General features: G+C 74.9%; 13 protein-coding genes. 5 read left to right on the forward strand and 8 right to left on the reverse strand.

The features are described 5' to 3' along the window. Positions 1 to 187: 187 nt before the first annotated feature. The gene (locus ACFV0Q_RS24805) at positions 188 to 1,243 is read right to left on the reverse strand and encodes an Lrp/AsnC family transcriptional regulator (protein WP_385008558.1); all 1,056 of its coding nucleotides are present in this window, start codon (positions 1,241 to 1,243) and stop codon (positions 188 to 190) included. A 127-nt stretch (positions 1,244 to 1,370) separates the two neighbouring features. On the opposite strand from ACFV0Q_RS24805, the gene ACFV0Q_RS24810 reads away from it, so the two are divergent. Beyond that, positions 1,371 to 3,341 carry an ATP-binding protein gene (locus ACFV0Q_RS24810; RefSeq protein ID WP_385008559.1) on the forward strand — a complete coding sequence of 657 codons (1,971 nt, stop codon included), beginning with the start codon at positions 1,371 to 1,373 and terminating at the stop codon, positions 3,339 to 3,341. Between the two features lie 148 nt (positions 3,342 to 3,489). After that, on the forward strand, positions 3,490 to 4,569 hold the full coding sequence (locus ACFV0Q_RS24815) for a saccharopine dehydrogenase (RefSeq protein ID WP_385008560.1): 1,080 nt from the start codon (positions 3,490 to 3,492) through the stop codon (positions 4,567 to 4,569). 67 nt (positions 4,570 to 4,636) lie between these two features. Here the strand turns inward: ACFV0Q_RS24815 and ACFV0Q_RS24820 are convergent, their stop codons facing one another. From ACFV0Q_RS24820 to ACFV0Q_RS24835, 4 genes are all read right to left on the reverse strand, one after another. Further along, a complete protein-coding gene (locus ACFV0Q_RS24820) occupies positions 4,637 to 5,833 on the reverse strand; it encodes a GDSL-type esterase/lipase family protein (RefSeq protein WP_385008561.1) in 1,197 nt (398 codons plus the stop codon). 283 nt (positions 5,834 to 6,116) lie between these two features. Then, on the reverse strand, positions 6,117 to 7,736 hold the full coding sequence (aceB, locus tag ACFV0Q_RS24825; RefSeq protein WP_385008562.1) for a malate synthase A: 1,620 nt from the start codon (positions 7,734 to 7,736) through the stop codon (positions 6,117 to 6,119). Positions 7,737 to 8,007: 271 nt separating this feature from the next. After that, complete coding sequence (locus ACFV0Q_RS24830; protein ID WP_385008569.1) at positions 8,008 to 8,589, reverse strand: NTP transferase domain-containing protein; 582 nt, start codon at positions 8,587 to 8,589, stop codon at positions 8,008 to 8,010. A gap of 89 nt (positions 8,590 to 8,678) precedes the next feature. Beyond that, on the reverse strand, positions 8,679 to 8,888 hold the full coding sequence (locus tag ACFV0Q_RS24835) for a hypothetical protein (RefSeq protein WP_385008563.1): 210 nt from the start codon (positions 8,886 to 8,888) through the stop codon (positions 8,679 to 8,681). A gap of 89 nt (positions 8,889 to 8,977) precedes the next feature. On the opposite strand from ACFV0Q_RS24835, the gene ACFV0Q_RS24840 reads away from it, so the two are divergent. Then, positions 8,978 to 10,465, forward strand: a complete 1,488-nt coding sequence (locus ACFV0Q_RS24840) for a PLP-dependent aminotransferase family protein (RefSeq protein WP_385008564.1) — start codon at positions 8,978 to 8,980, stop codon at positions 10,463 to 10,465. Positions 10,466 to 10,475: 10 nt separating this feature from the next. On the opposite strand, the gene ACFV0Q_RS24845 is transcribed toward ACFV0Q_RS24840, so the two are convergent. Both ACFV0Q_RS24845 and ACFV0Q_RS24850 read right to left on the reverse strand, forming a co-directional pair. Further along, positions 10,476 to 11,105 (reverse strand): response regulator transcription factor, encoded by a 630-nt coding sequence (locus ACFV0Q_RS24845; protein WP_266573092.1) that lies wholly within the window; start codon positions 11,103 to 11,105, stop codon positions 10,476 to 10,478. After that, positions 11,102 to 12,355, reverse strand: a complete 1,254-nt coding sequence (locus ACFV0Q_RS24850) for a sensor histidine kinase (protein ID WP_385008565.1) — start codon at positions 12,353 to 12,355, stop codon at positions 11,102 to 11,104. Before ACFV0Q_RS24850 ends, ACFV0Q_RS24845 begins: the two co-directional genes overlap by 4 nt. Positions 12,356 to 12,489: 134 nt before the next feature. On the opposite strand from ACFV0Q_RS24850, the gene ACFV0Q_RS24855 reads away from it, so the two are divergent. Together ACFV0Q_RS24855 and ACFV0Q_RS24860 are read left to right on the forward strand one after the other, a co-directional pair. Further along, positions 12,490 to 13,578, forward strand: coding sequence for an ABC transporter permease (locus ACFV0Q_RS24855; RefSeq protein ID WP_385008566.1), 1,089 nt, complete (start codon positions 12,490 to 12,492; stop codon positions 13,576 to 13,578). Then, complete coding sequence (locus ACFV0Q_RS24860) at positions 13,575 to 14,264, forward strand: ABC transporter ATP-binding protein (protein WP_385008567.1); 690 nt, start codon at positions 13,575 to 13,577, stop codon at positions 14,262 to 14,264. The genes ACFV0Q_RS24855 and ACFV0Q_RS24860 overlap by 4 nt, the downstream gene beginning before the upstream one ends. Positions 14,265 to 14,284: 20 nt before the next feature. On the opposite strand, the gene ACFV0Q_RS24865 is transcribed toward ACFV0Q_RS24860, so the two are convergent. Beyond that, positions 14,285 to 15,577 (reverse strand): hypothetical protein, encoded by a 1,293-nt coding sequence (locus ACFV0Q_RS24865; protein WP_385008568.1) that lies wholly within the window; start codon positions 15,575 to 15,577, stop codon positions 14,285 to 14,287. Between the last annotated feature and the right edge of the window lie 42 nt (positions 15,578 to 15,619).

The following is a 15,619-nucleotide window of genomic DNA, read 5'->3' on the forward strand; positions in this document are numbered from 1 at the left end:
CCCACTGCGGGTGTGACGTCCGCGCCGCCGCACGTTCCGCCGCCGCTACGGGGACCCGCGCGGGCCCGTCCCGGCGCGGCGGCGCCCGGGTCACTCGGCGCCCGGGTCAGGCGGCGCCCGGGTCACGCGGGCCCGGTCTGTCGGCCGGCGTCCGGTGACGTCCCCGGCGCCGTCCCCGGCCCGTCCGTCAGGCGTCCGGGGCCGGGTCCTGCCAGATGTCCGGGCGGACGGTCCGCAGCCGCCGCCCCAGCTGGTCCAGCTCCTGCGCCTCCGACTTGCGCACGTGCAGCGCCACCGCCGTGTCGGTGATGCGCAGCCCCGGCAGCCGCCGCGACAGGTCGGCCGTGTAGCGGGACAGCCCCTCGATGGAGCGCAGCCGGGCGCTGATCATGAAGTTCCAGGGGCCGCTGACGGACATGCACGTCCGCGTCTCGCGCAGCCCCGAGGCCACCGCCGCGCAGCCGGCGACCTCGTACTCCGGCACCTCCGCCCACAGCGTCGCCGCCACCGGCCAGCCGGACAGCCCCGAGGCCATCGCGCAGCTGTAGCGCAGGCTCTGGCCCGCCTCCAGCCGCCCCAGCCGGCGCCGTACGGTCGACTCGCTCATCCCCGACTCCCGGGCCAGCGAGGCCACGCTGCGGCGCGCGTCCGCGGCCAGCGCCAGCACCAGCGGCCGGTCCTCCTCCGGCATGGCCGCCGCCGAGCCCACCGCCGGGATGACGGGGGCCGCCGCACGACGGGTGCGCCCGGTCAGCAGGTCGGTCTGGGCCGGGGTCAGCTGGTCCAGCCGCCAGCGGTCGGGGGCGGTGTGCACCGCCGTCACCATCGAGGAGCGGGTTCCGGTCACGCCGGGGATCCGCTGCACCCGGAAGTACAGGTAGCGGTAGAGCGTGTGCAGGTCCGGTACGGCGACGAAGACCAGCAGGTCGCGGCCGCCCGTGGTGTGCTCCAGGCCCATCGTGTGCGCGTCCCGCACCAGCGCCGAGCCGACCGCCGGGGAGCTGCCCGCCTCGCACAGCACCTCCACCCAGGCCATGCACGGCGCGCGCGTTCCCGTCCGCAGCCCCAGGCCCGAGATCCAGGCCTCCCCGGCGGAGGTCATCCGCTCCCAGCGGCGCGCGAGGGTGTCCGGGCGGGTGCCGAGCACCGAACCCAGCCGTTCCCAGCTGGCCCGGGGCGCGAGCTGCAGTGCGTGGACCAGCGCCCGGTCGGTGTCGTCGATGGAGGAAATGGCCGAGTTCATACCTTCCCCTGGTGGTTCTCCCGGTCACTGTCCGGGCATCCGGACTTTGAATGATGATCTCTCTTTATGTGCTCAACTGTTGAATCGGGCAGTTGTGCGCACCTTCGCAAGAGCAGCGGGAGGACGTGTGGGGGACCCCGGCACGAGCGTGCGCCAGGCGGTGCCGGCCGAACTGTCCAGCTTCATCGGCCGGGAGCGGGAGCTGACCCGTACCGCCGCCCTGCTCGCCACGGAACGCCTGGTCACCCTCACCGGACCGGCCGGCATCGGCAAGACCCGGCTGGCCGTGCGCACCGTCCGGGTCCTGGCCCGCGCCGGGGGAGCGGACGTGGTCTGGGCCGACCTGGCCGCGCTGCCGGGGCACGCGGGCCGGGCGCTGGAGGAGGAGTTGGGCCTGCATCTCGAAGGCCGCGAGGCCCTGCTGGTGCTCGACGGCTGCGAGTCGCTCGGCGAGCGCGCGGGCCCGTTCGTGGCCCGGGTGCTGGCGCGGTCGCCCCGGGTACGGATTCTGGCCACGTCGCAGCGCCGGCTCGGGGCCGAGGGGGAGGCACGGGTCCCCGTACCGCCGCTGTCCGTGCCCGCCGCGCCGCCCGATCCCGCCCGGCGGCATCCGGTGTCCGAGGTCGCCGGGTACGCGGCCGTACGCCTCTACGAGGAGCGGGCGCGCGGGGCCGACCCCTTCTTCGAGCTCACCGACCGCAACGCCGGGGCCGTCGCGGCCCTGTGCCGGGCCCTCGACGGGATCCCGGGGGCGCTGGAGCTGGCCGCCGCGCGCGCCCACCGCTACGCCCCCGCCGAGGCGCTGCGCCGGCTGACCGCCGACCCGCTGGGCTTCCTCGCGGGCGGCGCGGGCCGGGCCGGCGGGGCCGACGCCCTGCGCTCGCACCGGCTGTGCTCGCCCGCGGAACGGCTGCTGTGGGAGCGGCTCTCCGTCTTCGCGGGCCCCTTCGACCGGGCCGCCGTCGTCGAGGTCTGCGGCTTCGGCGCGCTGAGCCCGAGGGCCACCGCCGAGGCACTGCGCGGGCTCTCCCCGGCGCTGCTGGCCGAGCCCGGGCAGCCGGGCCGCTACCGGCTGCCGCTGTCCGTACGCGCGTACGCGGCCCGCCGGCTCGCCCACGCCCCCGGAGGCGACGGGGCGACCGCGGCCCGCCGCCACCACGAGCGGTGCCGGGAGACCGCGCGGCGGGCCGCGGCGCTGTGGCGGTCCGGGGCGCAGCGGGAGGCCCGCACCCTGGCCGTACGCGAACTGCCGGAGCTGCGCCTGGCGATGAACCCGCTGGCGGCGGCCGGCCCGGGGGCGGCGCTGGAGATCGCCGTGACGCTGTGGTTCCTCTGGTCGCCGTGCGGCCTGGCCGCCGAGGGGCGGCGCCACCTGGAGCGGGCCCTCGCCCTGCACCCGGCGCCCCGGCCGGCCCGGGCGCTGTGGCTGGCGGCCTGGCTGGTGGTGTGCTCCGGGGAGGCGGAAGCCGCCGATCCGCTGCTGGTGGAGGGGTGGTGCGCGGCCGTACAGGAGGGCGAGGACGCCTGCCTGGCCTACCTCGCGCACACCCGGGGCGTCGTCGCCCTGTGGCGGGACCGGCCCTGGGAGGCGGCGGCCGAGTTCCGTGACGCGCTCGAACTGCTCCCCGGAGAGCCGGAGTTCGGCCCGGGGCTCGAAGCGCTGCGGGCGGCGCTGACGGTGGCGCTCGCGCACACCGACCCCGCGTCCGTACCGGTCGAGGAGGGCCCGCCGGACGGCCCCGTGGACCTGTGGGCCCGCTCCTGGACCGGGTACGCCCACGCCACGGTCCAGCGCCGCGAGGGCCGCCCCGCCCTGGCCCGGACCGAGCTGCTGGGCGTGCTGGAGATCCAGCTGGCCCTGGGGGACCGGCTCGGGCAGGCCTTCTCGGTGGAGCTGCTGGCCGAACTGGAGGCCGACATGGGCCGCTACGAGGACTCCGCGCGGCTGCTCGGGGCGGTCTCCCGCACCCGCCCGGCCGCGGCCACCACCCCGCGCGCGGAGCGGATCCTGCGCGTCCGGATGGACCCGGAGGCCTTCCGGACGGCCCACGCGGAGGGCGCCGGAACCCCGCTGCGGCTGCTGCTGCCGGAACTCTGAGCCGGAGCCCTGAGCCGGGGGACGACGGGCGGGGCCCTGGAGGCGCCAGGGCCCGGAGTTGCCGCGCCGATCCGGCGTACACCGTATACGGCGCGGAAAGACATCGCATGAGCGAACCCACCCCTCTGAACGGACAGGTGGTACAGCCATGTCGCAGCTCCCCCAGCTCTGGATGCGCAACGAGACCCGCCCCACCGAACGCCGTGCGCCGCTCACCCCCGACGATGCCGCGCGGCTCGTGAGCCAGGGCGTACGGATCACCGTGGAGGAGTCCGGCCACCGGGTCTTCCCGCTCGACGCCTACGCGGCCGCCGGCTGCGCCACCGCCCCCGCCGGGTCCTGGGCGGGAGCCGCGCCCGGGTCGGCGTACGTCCTGGGCCTGAAGGAACTCCCGCCGACGCCCGAGCGTTTGCACCACCGGCACGTGTACTTCGGGCACGCCTACAAGGGCCAGGCGCAGGCCCCCGAGCTGCTGCGGCGCTTCGCCGCGGGCGGCGGGACCCTGCTCGACCTTGAGTACCTCGCCGACGCGCAGGGCCGACGGCTGGCCGCCTTCGGCTACTGGGCGGGGTACGCGGGCGCCGCCCTGGCCGCCCTGCACGCGCGCGGCCGGCTCACGGCACCGCTCGTCCCGCTGCCCCGGGCGGAACTGGACGGACGGCTGCGCCGCGCGCGCGGGGTCCGGCCGTTACGGGCCCTGGTGATCGGCGCGGGCGGCCGCAGCGGACGCGGCGCCTGCGACGCCCTGACCACCGCCGGGATCGGCGTCACCCGCTGGGACCGCACCGCGACCCGCCACCTGGACCGGGCCGCGCTGCTCGACCACGACATCCTGGTCAACGCGGTGCTCACCACCCGCCCGGTGCCGCCGTTCCTCACCCCGGCCGACCTGGCCGCCTCCGCCGGGACCCGCCGCCTCTCGGTGATCGCCGACATCACCTGTGACACCGGCTCGGAGCTGCACCTGCTCCCCGTCTACGACCGGCTCACCGACTGGACGGCCCCCGCCCGGCGCCTGCGCGGCGGAGCCCGGCCGCTGGACGTGATCGCCATCGACAACCTGCCGTCGCTGCTCCCGGCCGAGGCGGCCCGCGCCTTCTCGGCGGACCTCTTCCCCAAACTCCTCGCCCTGCACTCCCCGTCCCCGGACCCGGACTGGCTGCGCTGCCGCGAGGCCTTCACGACGGCCCTGGCCACCCTCCCCGAGGACCCGTACCGCGCGGCCTGACGCGGCCTCGGCCGGAGTGCGGGACGGTCTGCCGCCGTGGCAGCCCGTCCCGCGCTTTCCGTCCGGTTTACGGGGTCGGCGTCAGGTACATGCCGGTGTGGTCGCCGCCGGCGGTGTTCTTGCAGCTCGCCCCGGAGTTCGCGGGCTGGGCCACGGCCAGGGCCAGGCAGCGTCCGACGGCCAGCTGGCCGTAGTAGTTCGGGTGCATCGACTCCTGGATGGGGCCCTGCGTCTCGTTGTTGTCGATCCAGCGCGCCCACTCGCTCGTCTTCGCCGAGGCCGGGACGGTGGAGCTCACCAGCTTGCTGGCCTTCGCGCAGACCTCGCGGCCCTGGAGCATGTCCCGCAGGTCCAGGAACTGGACGCCCTTGGCCGTCGCGACCCCCTTGATGCGGTTCGCGAGCTGCGGCACGAGCGAGTCCCGGGCCCAGTCCGAGTCACGGTTCCAGAAGGGACAGCCGCCGGTGTTGAGGCGGCTCCAGTCGCTCTGCGTGTACCGGTTCTCGGCGCCCCGGGGGATCGGCGAGGGGTACGACTGGAGCACGATGCGGTACGAGGAGTCGGCGTAGCCGGCCCCGCGCATGACCGCCCGGATCTCGTCGACGGACTTGCCGATGTCCGCGACGACCCCCTCGATCCTGCTGTCGACGACCGACTGCTGGTCGTCGTAGCAGTACGAGCCCCAGAGGACGAAGTCGAGCGCGCAGTCCTTGATGATGTCGGCGAAGCCGAGGTCGTTGCCGCCGATGGACAGGGCGATGACCTTCACGTTCTTGGCCGCGGCCACCGCCGCGAGCTGGTCGGCCTGCGGGGCCTCGCCCTTGAAGGCCACGCCGCCGTTGGAGGCGCGGAAGACGTTCTGGGAAGTGGCCCCGGAACAGGCGAGGTTGACGGCCGTCTCGGCGATGGAGCCCGCGCTCAGCACCTCGGCCGAGTCCGAACGGTCGCACCCCGACGCCGCCGTCGTGCCGTACACCTTGGCGGGATCGTAGGAACTGCCGCTGACCCACGCCCGGTCGGTGCCGTTCCTGTTCCCGCTGTTGGTCAGGCTGTTGCCCTTCCAGCGTCCGGCCTCGCCGGAGATGTAGCTGTCGCCCATGGACACCACGGCGGTGGGCCCGGTCCCCGGGCTGGCCGCCGACGTCCCGGCGCCCGCGGCGAGCAGCGTGCCGGCGGCGAGCGGCAGCACCATCGCGGCGCCCGCCAGTCGTCGCACACGGCTGCGGGCGGTCCTGTCCTTGCCGGCCTTGCGGAATCCGATCACTGCGGAACTCCTGCGGTCGGCCACGCCGGAGCGGCCGACAACGCTGGGCGGCAACTCGGGTGCGTGGCTTGGAAAGTGGGGGTACCGCCGGCGCCGGTGGCATCGGAAAGGTGACACGCCCCCGCTTGTTACCGCTAGGTACAGAAAGGTTACGATGACGTAACGCCCGACCATTCGGTCGGGCCTGGATCGGGCCCCGAAACGCCTCCGCCCCCGTCGCCTCAGGGGCGACGGGGGCGGAACCTGTTATTCGACTGCTGTGCGTTTCAGTCGAAGACGGGTGTCAGCCGAGCAGCTGGTCGTACGCGGGGAGGGTGAGGAAGTCCGCGTAGTCGGCGTCCAGGGAGACCTGGAGGAGGAGGTCGTGGGCCTGCTGCCACTTGCCGGCCGCGAAGGCCTCCTCGCCGATCTCGGCGCGGATCGCGGCGAGTTCCTCCGCGGCGATGGTCCGGGTCAGTTCGGCCGTGGCCCGCTGGCCGTTCTCGAACACGACTCCGGCGTTGATCCACTGCCAGATCTGCGAGCGCGAGATCTCGGCGGTGGCCGCGTCCTCCATGAGGCCGAAGATGGCGACGGCGCCGAGGCCGCGCAGCCACGCCTCGATGTAGCGGGTGCCGACCTGGACGGCGTTGCGCAGGCCCTCGTACGTCGGCTTCGCGTCCAGCGAGTCGATCGCGATCAGCTCGCCGGGCGCGACGGAGACGTCCTCGCGCAGGCGGTCCTTCTGGTTCGGCTTGTCGCCGAGCACCGCGTCGAAGGAGGCCATCGCGATCGGGACGAGGTCGGGGTGGGCGACCCAGGAGCCGTCGAAGCCGTCGTTCGCCTCGCGGTCCTTGTCGGCCTTGACCTTCTCGAACGCGACCTTGTTGACCTCGGCGTCCTTGCGGGACGGGATGAAGGCCGCCATGCCGCCGATGGCGTGCGCGCCGCGCTTGTGGCAGGTGCGGACGAGCAGTTCGGTGTAGGCGCGCATGAAGGGGGCCGTCATCGTGACCGCGTTGCGGTCCGGCAGGACGAACTTCTCGCCGCCGTCGCGGAAGTTCTTCACGATCGAGAACAGGTAGTCCCAGCGGCCCGCGTTGAGGCCCGCCGCGTGGTCCTTGAGCTCGAAGAGGATCTCTTCCATCTCGTAGGCCGCGGTGATGGTCTCGATGAGGACGGTCGCGCGGACGGTGCCCTGCGGGATGCCGACGTAGTCCTGGGCGAAGACGAAGATCTCGTTCCAGAGGCGGGCCTCCAGGTGCGACTCCGTCTTCGGCAGGTAGAAGTACGGGCCCTTGCCGAGGTCGATCAGGCGCTGCGCGTTGTGGAAGAAGTAGAGGCCGAAGTCCACGAGGGAGCCGGAGGCCGGGCCGCCCTCGAAGCGCAGGTGGCGCTCCTCCAGGTGCCAGCCGCGCGGGCGCATGACGACGGTCGCGAGCTGGTCGGCGGGCTTCAGGGCGTACGCCTTGCCCGTGCGCGGGTCGGTGAAGTCGATGCGGCGCTCGTAGGCGTCGATCAGGTTGAGCTGGCCGAGGACGACGTTCTCCCAGGTGGGAGCCGAGGCGTCCTCGAAGTCGGCGAGCCAGACCTTGGCGCCCGAGTTCAGGGCGTTGATGGTCATCTTGCGGTCCGTCGGACCGGTGATCTCCACACGGCGGTCGTTCAGCGCGGCCGGGGCCGGCGCGACCTTCCAGTCGCCCTCGCGGACCTGTGCGGTGTCCGGGAGGAAGTCGAGCGTGGAGGTGCGGGCGATCTCGGCGCGCCGCTCACCGCGTCGGGCGAGGAGCTCGGCGCGGCGGGGGGCGAACCGCCGGTGGAGCTCGGCCACGAAGGCGAGGGCCGCTTCGGTGAGGACTTCGTCCTGCCGGGGCAGGGGCTCGGCGTCGACGATGGCCAGCGGGGACGGCGCTGGTGCGGACATATCTGTCACTCCTTCAGCGGCGGTGCCTGGCGGCCGCGGGGAATGCTCGCGCGAGACGGCACGCAGTGCCGTCGGGTGTGGAGAGTTCCGGGTAACGGTCGCGGGCGCCGTCTTTGGTTCAGGGCGCTTCTGACCAGTGGATAGTAATTTCCTCATGGTGGAAGTTCAATGGTTTGTTGATGTCGAGATTCTCCGAGTCGACAGATTCCGCTTCCCCGTGGCCCTCAGTGCCACGGCGGTCACGCCCCGCTCAAGTGTGACTCGAGCGGTCTCAGGCCAGACGTGCCAGGTCGGGCGGGGTGTCGATGTCGAAATCGGCCGCGATGTCCCCGCACTCCACCAGCATGACCTCGTCCGCGTGGTTCCTCAGATGGACCCGCGCGCCCCGGTCCCCGGTCGCCGTCGCCGCGATGTCCGCCCAGCGGTCCGCCCCGAACAGCACCGGATGCCCGCGCTCCCCGTCGTACGACGCCGCCACCAGGCTCGCCGGGGAGCGGTAGGCCTCCCGTACGCGGGCCACCGCCGCCGCCCCGATGCCCGGCTGGTCCACCAGCGAGACCAGGGCCGCGCCGGCCCCCGTACCGGCCAGGGAGGCCAGGCCGACCCGGAGCGAGGAGCCCATGCCCTCGGCCCAGTCCGGGTTGTCGACGACCACGCACCCCGTCAGGTCGGCGCGCTCGCGGACCTCGGCGGCCGAGGCACCCAGCACCACGTGCACCGGAGTGCAGCCGGCCTCCCGCAGCACGCGCACGGCGTTCTCCACGAGCGGGCGGCCCCGGTAGGAAAGCAGCGCCTTCGGGCGCCCCCCGAGCCGGCGGCCGCCGCCCGCGGCGAGGAGCAGACCGGCGATCACCGGGGCCTCCGCCCGGCCCTCCGCCCGGCCCTCCGCCCGGCCCTCCGCCCGGCCCTCCGCCCGGCCCTGCGCCCGGCCCTCCGCGGCGGTCAATGGGGCAGGGGTCCGGTCGGGGTCGTGCTCTGATTCGGCTGACATGACAGCGATTCTCGCCCCTTGCCCGCGCCGCGCGGGCGCCACGCCAGGAAAGCTCCCACGGCGGCCAGCGCGGCCCTGACCGGCAGCGGCCGGGAGATCCGGTTCTCGGCACGGAGCAGCAGCTCCCGTTCGTCACGGTCGGTGAGTGCGTCGTACGGCATGATGGCTGTCTCCTTGCCAATCGGGGGCCAATACGGCGAGTCTGGACCTGGATTGGCCTGGCAGGCAGAGCCAATCGGGGGAGGTTGGCATGGCATACGGGCGAGTGGTCCAGACGGCGGACAGGACGATCGGCAGCCGCCAGCTCACGGCCGTGCTCCCCGCCGAGGTGCTGGCCCGCCCCGGCTACCGCTCCCTCGCCGACGCCGTCCGCACCCTGATCCTCGACGGCCGGATCGCCCTGCACGTCCGGCTGCCCGCCGAACGCGAACTCGCCGAGGCCGTCGGCGCGAGCCGCGCCACCGTCACCGCCGCGTACGACCTGCTCCGCGAGAGCGGCTACGTCCGCAGCCGCCGCGGCTCCGGCACCTGGACCGAGCTCCCCGACGGCCACCGCCCGGTCGGCGCCCACTCCCTCGTCGGCGCGGGCGGCTTCAAGGCCGACGGCGAAGACGGCATCGACCTCGCCATCGCCGCCATGGGCGCCCCCGAGGGCAGCATCGCCGACGCGCTCGCCCGGGCCGCGCCCCGGCTGCCCGCCCTCGCCCGGAACCCCGGCTACCACCCCTTCGGCCTGCCCGACCTGCGCGGTGCCGTCGCCGACCGCTTCACCCGGCGCGGCCTGCCCACCCGCCCCGAGCAGATCCTGGTCACGGCCGGGGCCCAGCAGGCCTTCGCCCTGGTCGTCAGCCTGCTGTGCGGCCCCGGGGACCGGGTGGTCACCGAGAACCCGACCTACGCCAACGCCCTCGACGCCCTGCGCCACGCCCGGCTGCGCACCGCGTCCATCGCCGTCTCCGACACGGGCTGGGACATGGAGATCGCCGAGTCCACCCTGCGCCAGACCGTGCCGAGGCTGGCGTACGTGATCCCCGACTTCCACAACCCGACGGGCGCGCTGATGCCCGAGGAGCAGCGGCTGCGGCTGCTCGCCGCGACCCGGACCACCGGGACCTGGCTGGTGGTCGACGAGACCATCGCCGACATCGCCCTCGACGTGCCCGCGCCCCCGCCCCTGGCCTCCCTCGCCGCCCGCACCGGCGCGGACCACGTGATCACCATCGGCTCGCTCAGCAAGACCCACTGGGGCGGCCTGCGGGTGGGCTGGGTCCGGGCCTCCGCGAAGCTGATCACCGAGCTGGCGGCCGTACGGGTCTCGGCCGACATGACCGGCTCCGTCCTCGACCAGGTGGTCTCGCTGCCCCTGATGGCGGACCTGGACCGGACCCTGCCGGCCCGCCTCGCCCAGCTGCGGATCCAGCGCGCGGCCCTGGCCCGGTCCCTCCAGCGGCACACCCCCGAGTGGTCCTGGCGGCTCCCGCCGGGCGGCCTCTCGCTCTGGGTGGACCTCGGCGAGCCCGTCAGCTCCGCCCTCGCGGAGCGGGCCGGCGCGGCGGGGGTGCACATCGGCCGCGGCGCCCGCTTCGGCGTGGACCCCGGCACCTTCGAACACCGCCTGCGCATCCCGTACACGCTGCCCCCGGACCGCCTGGACGAAGGCGTACGCCTCCTCGCGCAGGCCTTCCACGAGGGCGTCCCCCTGACCCCGGGCGTGGAGCGCCCGTACTGGGTGGCGTGACGCGCCGGAACTACGGGGTGCGGATCAGGCGGCGGGTGGCGGCCGCGGCGACGGCGGAGGTGCGGGAGTCCACGCCGAGCTTGGCGTAGATGTGGACCAGGTGGGACTTGACCGTGGCCTGGCTGAGGAAGAGCTGCTTCGAGATCTGCTGGTTCGACAACCCGTCCGCGACCAGCTGCAGCACCTCCAGCTCCCGCTTGGTCAGCGCCTCCGCCGGGGTGCGCATGCGGTCCATCAGCCGCAGCGCCACCGCCGGGGCCAGCGCCGACTGGCCGGCGGCGGCCGTGCGGACCGCCGCCGCCAGCTCCTCCGGCGGGGCGTCCTTCAGCAGGTAGCCCGAGGCGCCCGCCTCCACGGCGGCCAGGATGTCCGCGTCCGTGTCGTAGGTGGTCAGGACGAGGACCCGGGGGCCGCCCGGGCGTGCGGTGATCGCCGCCGTCGCCGCCGAGCCGTGCATCCCGGCCCCGAACTGGAGGTCCATCAGCACCACGTCCACCGGCTCGGAGGCGGCCAGCTCCACCGCCCGCTCCGCCGTGGCGGCCTCCGCGACCACCGCGAAGTCCGGTTCCGTGTCCAGGACGGCGCGCAGCCCGGCCCGCACCACCGGGTGGTCGTCGGCGAGCAAGAGACGGATGGTCACGGTGCCTCCACGGGCAACGGCAGGGTGACGGCCACGGCGGTGCCCTGGCCGGGGTCGGACTCCACGGTGAACAGCCCGCCCAGCGACTCGGCCCGCGCGCGCATCGCGGGCAGGCCGAAACCGCCCTCGCCCGAGGGGGCGGAGGAGGGATCTGACGGATCGAAGCCCCGGCCGTCGTCGACGACGTCCAGGGTGACCGAGGCGTCCATGAAGGTCAGGGTGATCTCGGCGCGCCCGGCCCGCGCGTGCCGCACCACGTTGGCCAGCGCCGACTGCGCGATCCGCAGCAGCGCCACCTCGTACGGGGTGGGCAGCACCCGGGGCGTGCCGCTCACGGAGAAGCGCACGCGCGGGCCCGGAGCCCCCGAACACAGCCGTTCCAGCGCCCCGGCCAGCGAGCCGTGCTCCAGGTCGGGGGGCGTGAGGGCCCGTACGAAGCGACGTGCCTCGGCGAGGTTCTCCTGAGCGGCCTCGCGGGCCCGGGCGATGTGTTCGGCGGCGGGCGCGTCCGGCGGGAGCGTCCGCTCGGCGGCCCGCAGCAGCAGCTGGATCGAGGACAGGCCCTGGGCCAGGGTGTCGTGGATCTCCCGGGCCAGCCGCTCGCGTTCGGCGAGGATCCCGGCGCCCCGCTCGGCCGCGGCCAGCTCGGCCCGGGTGGCGATGAGCTCCTCGATCAGCTCGCGGCGGCGTTCGCTCTCCCGGTACAGCGCCTGGTAGCCCAGCACCGTGGCGACGGCCACCGCCCCGCCCAGCAGCGGCCCGAGGAAGGCCCCCGGCGTCACCGAACCGCTGTGCCCGAGGAAGCCCCCGATCGCCGCGCACGCGGTCACCGCGACGGCGGCGATGCCCCAGCGCGGCCGCAGCAGGTGCAGCTCCAGGAAGTACAGCGGGAAGGCGATCCACAGCCCTTCGGGCGACAGCACCAGCAGTCCGGCCCACACCGCCCCCACGGCGGCCAGCCACACCGCCGCGGCGCGCGCCGAGCGCCCCACGGCGGGGGTCAGCACCCCGGCCACGTACACGGCGGCCAGCAGCCCGCAGACGGCGACCACCCACCCGGCGCGCGGCGCGGAGTCGGTGACGGCCCGCCCGGCGGCCAGCGCGAGCAGCCCGAAGAGCAGCGCGTGCAGGCACAGCCGCAGGACGCGCGAGACGGGGGTCGGCGGGCGGGAGGCGGCCCGGGAGGCGGCCCGGGAGCCCCGGGAGGGGGCGCGGGAAGCGGCGCGGGAGCGGGGAGCGGCGGCAGACATGGCCCGACCAGCGTAAGTCGGCGGCCGGGGACCCCGGTCAACCAAAAGTTTGATGTCGGGACCACACCTTCGATACGAGGATCCCTCCTGTGGCGCGATGCCTTGTGCCCGTGGGGAAGACCAAGGTGGGGAACATGTTCGTCGCATGGAGAGATCTACGGTTCGCCAAAGGCCGCTTCGCCCTCATGGGCTCCGTCGTCCTGCTGATCACGCTGCTGGTCGGCCTGCTGTCCGGCCTCACCTCCGGCCTGGCCCGGGAGAACGTCTCGGCCATCACCGGCCTGCCCGCCTCGCGGCTGGCCTTCGCCGCGCCCACCGGGGACCAGAAGGTCTCCTTCACCAACTCCCAGCTGACCGAGAACGCCTGGCTGACCTGGCGCGCCCGCCCCGGGGTGACGGGCGCGGAGCCGCTCGGCATCCGCACCACCAACGCCGTCTCCGGTGAGCGCACCGCCGCCGTCTCCGTCTTCGGGGTCGAGCCGGCCGGCCGGCTCGCGCCCGCCGGGGCCCGGCTCACCCAGGGCCGGGTCGTCCTCACCGAGAAGGCCGCCAAGGAGCTCGGCGGCCTGCGCGCGGGCGGCAAGCTGAAGATCGGCCCGCTGGAGCTGACCGTCGCGGCCGTCTCCGGCAGCGCCGCCTACAGCCACACCCCGGTCGTCTGGATGGACCTGAACGACTGGCAGCGCGTCGGCAACCCCGGCACCTCCATCGACACCGCCGCCACCGTCCTCGCCCTCGACGGGTCCGACGGCGTGGACTGGGCCGGCGGTGACCGGGCCGCCGCGACGAAGACGCAGACGGTCGACGAGGCGCTGGGCGCCATCGGCTCGTACCAGGCCGAGAACGGCTCCCTCCAGCTGATGCGCGGGTTCCTCTTCGCCATCTCCGCGCTGGTCATAGGGGCCTTCTTCACGGTGTGGACGATCCAGCGCAGCGGGGACATCGCCGTCCTGAAGGCGCTCGGCGCCTCCACCCCGTACCTCCTGAAGGACGCCCTCGGCCAGGCGGTGGTGATGCTGGCCCTCGGCACCGGGGCCGGCACCGCGCTGGCCGTCGGCTTCGGCGCGCTGATCAGCGGTGGCGACGTGCCGTTCGTCCTCGACGCCGCCACCGTTCTGGTGCCCGCCGCGATCATGATCGCGCTCGGCGTGCTGGGCGCGGCCCTGTCCATCCGGCGGATCACCGCCGTCGACCCGCTGACCGCCCTCGGGAGCGCCCGATGACCCTCCTCGTCCACGACGTCACGCTCACCTACCCCGACGGCGACGGCCGCCTCACCGCCCTCGACGCCGTGTCGCTGGAGGTGCCCGCCGGCACCCTGACCGCGATCGTGGGGCCGTCCGGCTCCGGGAAGTCCAGCCTGCTGGCCGTCGCGGCCACGCTGGTCACCCCGGACTCCGGACGGGTCGTCCTGGCCGGCCGGGACACCACCCGGCTGGGGGCCGCCGAGAAGTCGGCCCTGCGCCGCGAGGAGATCGGCATCGTCTTCCAGCAGCCGAACCTGCTGGCCTCGCTCACCGCCGTCGAGCAGCTCCAGGTCATGGCCCACCTCTCCGGCCGGCCCTCCCGGCAGCTGCGCCGCCGCGCGGTGGAGCTGCTGGACGCGGTGGGTCTGGCCGACAAGGCCGACAAGCGGCCGCACCAGCTGTCCGGCGGGCAGCGCCAGCGCGTCAACATCGCCCGGGCGCTGATGAACGAGCCCGCCGTGCTGCTGGTCGACGAGCCGACCAGCGCCCTGGACCACGAGCGGGGCGCGGCGATACTCGACCTGCTGGTCACCCTCACCCGGGAGCGGTCCACCGCCACGGTGCTGGTCACGCACGACCGTGCCCACCTGGAGCGGATGGACCGCGTCGCGACCATGTCGGACGGCCGCCTCACCCCGAGCCCGGACCCGGTCGCGGCCTAGGCGTAGGCGCAGGCGTCCCGTCAGTGCCCGACCGGCGCGCCCTGGAGGAGTTCGAGGCGCTGCCGGGCCAGTTCCAGGTGGCGGGGGTCGAGCGACGGCAGGGCCCGCAGCAGCCGGATGAGCTCCGGGCCCGCCTCGGCGGCCGCCGCCCGGTCCTTGAGCTGGGTCCAGCAGTACAGGGCGCCCGCGGCCGCGCCCTTGACCTCGGGGGCGTCCGGGGACTGGCGGGCCAGGCGGCTGCGCCCGACGCCGGTCCACAGCCGGGTCGCCAGCCGGAAGTCGCCCGCCATGCGCGCCAGGTCGGCGCGGATCTCCGCCCAGTGCGTCGCCTCCGGGGAGGCCGGGCCGTACACCTGGAGGACGTGCTGCTCCCACGCCTGCGCGAGCGCGGCCGCCTCCGCGTGCCGCCCGGAGGTGGCCAGACCGTGGATGTGCGGCCGCGGATCCCGCCCGTCGCCCGCCACCCCCTCCGGGCCGGCGGGCCTCCGGCGGGCGGGCTCGTACGTGGCCTCCGGCGCCGGACCGTGCGCGGCTCCGTACGAGGGCTCGTGCCCGGGCGCGGTGCCCCGGCCCGGCTCCCGGGCTGCCCCGTACGCGGCCTGCGGCGCCGGGCCGTGCGCGGCGGCCGGGCGGGCGTCGAGTTCGCGGGCCGTGGGCAGGACGAGGGTGCCCGGGGGGAGCGCGGCGGCGCCCACCGCGAGGGCGTGCAGCCGCAGGTTGTCGGGCCGGCCGGAGGGGCTGCTGCGCAGCTGCTCGATCCAGTGCCGGGTGTAGCCGCTCACCCCGTTGCCGCCGCCCGCGAAGCCGGGCGGCACGACCACCCCGTACACCTCGGCGGAAGGGGAGGCGGGCAGGCTGCCGTACTCCTGGAGCAGCGGCCAGGCGGTCTTGTCCGCGGCGAGGTCGAGCAGCACGGTGGTCAGTCCGGCCGGGCGGTCGCGCAGCTCGGCGCCCAGCCACTCCCAGGGCAGACCGGTGTAGCGGACGGAGGCCGTCGTCGTCCCCGCCAGGCACAGGTGCAGCCGCCGGCCCCGCCGGTCGACCGTCAGCCGGCCCGAGAGGTAGACCAGCAGCGGGCCCGGCGTGGCGGCCGCCGTGCGCAGCCGCATCAGCACGGTGTTCGGATCGCGGGCCCCGTCGAGGTACGTGGTGTCGCTGGGGATCCCGCTGTTCAGCAGCATCGGCACCGGCACCACCCCCAGCGCGGCCAGATTGGCGCTCGGCGCGACCTGGACGGCGCGGCGGCGGACGGCGGCGTCCCCCGCTATGAGGAGTACGTGCCCCCGCTGCTGATCCACCGTGATGCTGTGCATGAGCAGACCGTACTCACTTCACGAAGGCCCCGGTGCCCCTCT

Source organism: Streptomyces sp. NPDC059564 (assembly GCF_042735575.1).
GTDB lineage: Bacteria > Actinomycetota > Actinomycetes > Streptomycetales > Streptomycetaceae > Streptomyces.

Bases quoted from the DNA above. Each gene is read 5' to 3' on its own strand.
- ACFV0Q_RS24840 (WP_385008564.1), top strand. From the start codon at position 8,978: ATGGCATACGGGCGAGTGGTCCAGACGGCGGACAGGACGATCGGCAGC.
- aceB (WP_385008562.1), bottom strand. From the start codon at position 7,736: ATGTCCGCACCAGCGCCGTCCCCGCTGGCCATCGTCGACGCCGAGCCC.
- ACFV0Q_RS24835 (WP_385008563.1), bottom strand. From the start codon at position 8,888: ATGCCGTACGACGCACTCACCGACCGTGACGAACGGGAGCTGCTGCTC.
- ACFV0Q_RS24805 (WP_385008558.1), bottom strand. From the start codon at position 1,243: ATGAACTCGGCCATTTCCTCCATCGACGACACCGACCGGGCGCTGGTC.
- ACFV0Q_RS24855 (WP_385008566.1), top strand. From the start codon at position 12,490: ATGTTCGTCGCATGGAGAGATCTACGGTTCGCCAAAGGCCGCTTCGCC.
- ACFV0Q_RS24865 (WP_385008568.1), bottom strand. From the start codon at position 15,577: ATGCACAGCATCACGGTGGATCAGCAGCGGGGGCACGTACTCCTCATA.
- ACFV0Q_RS24860 (WP_385008567.1), top strand. From the start codon at position 13,575: ATGACCCTCCTCGTCCACGACGTCACGCTCACCTACCCCGACGGCGAC.
- ACFV0Q_RS24815 (WP_385008560.1), top strand. From the start codon at position 3,490: ATGTCGCAGCTCCCCCAGCTCTGGATGCGCAACGAGACCCGCCCCACC.
- ACFV0Q_RS24850 (WP_385008565.1), bottom strand. From the start codon at position 12,355: ATGTCTGCCGCCGCTCCCCGCTCCCGCGCCGCTTCCCGCGCCCCCTCC.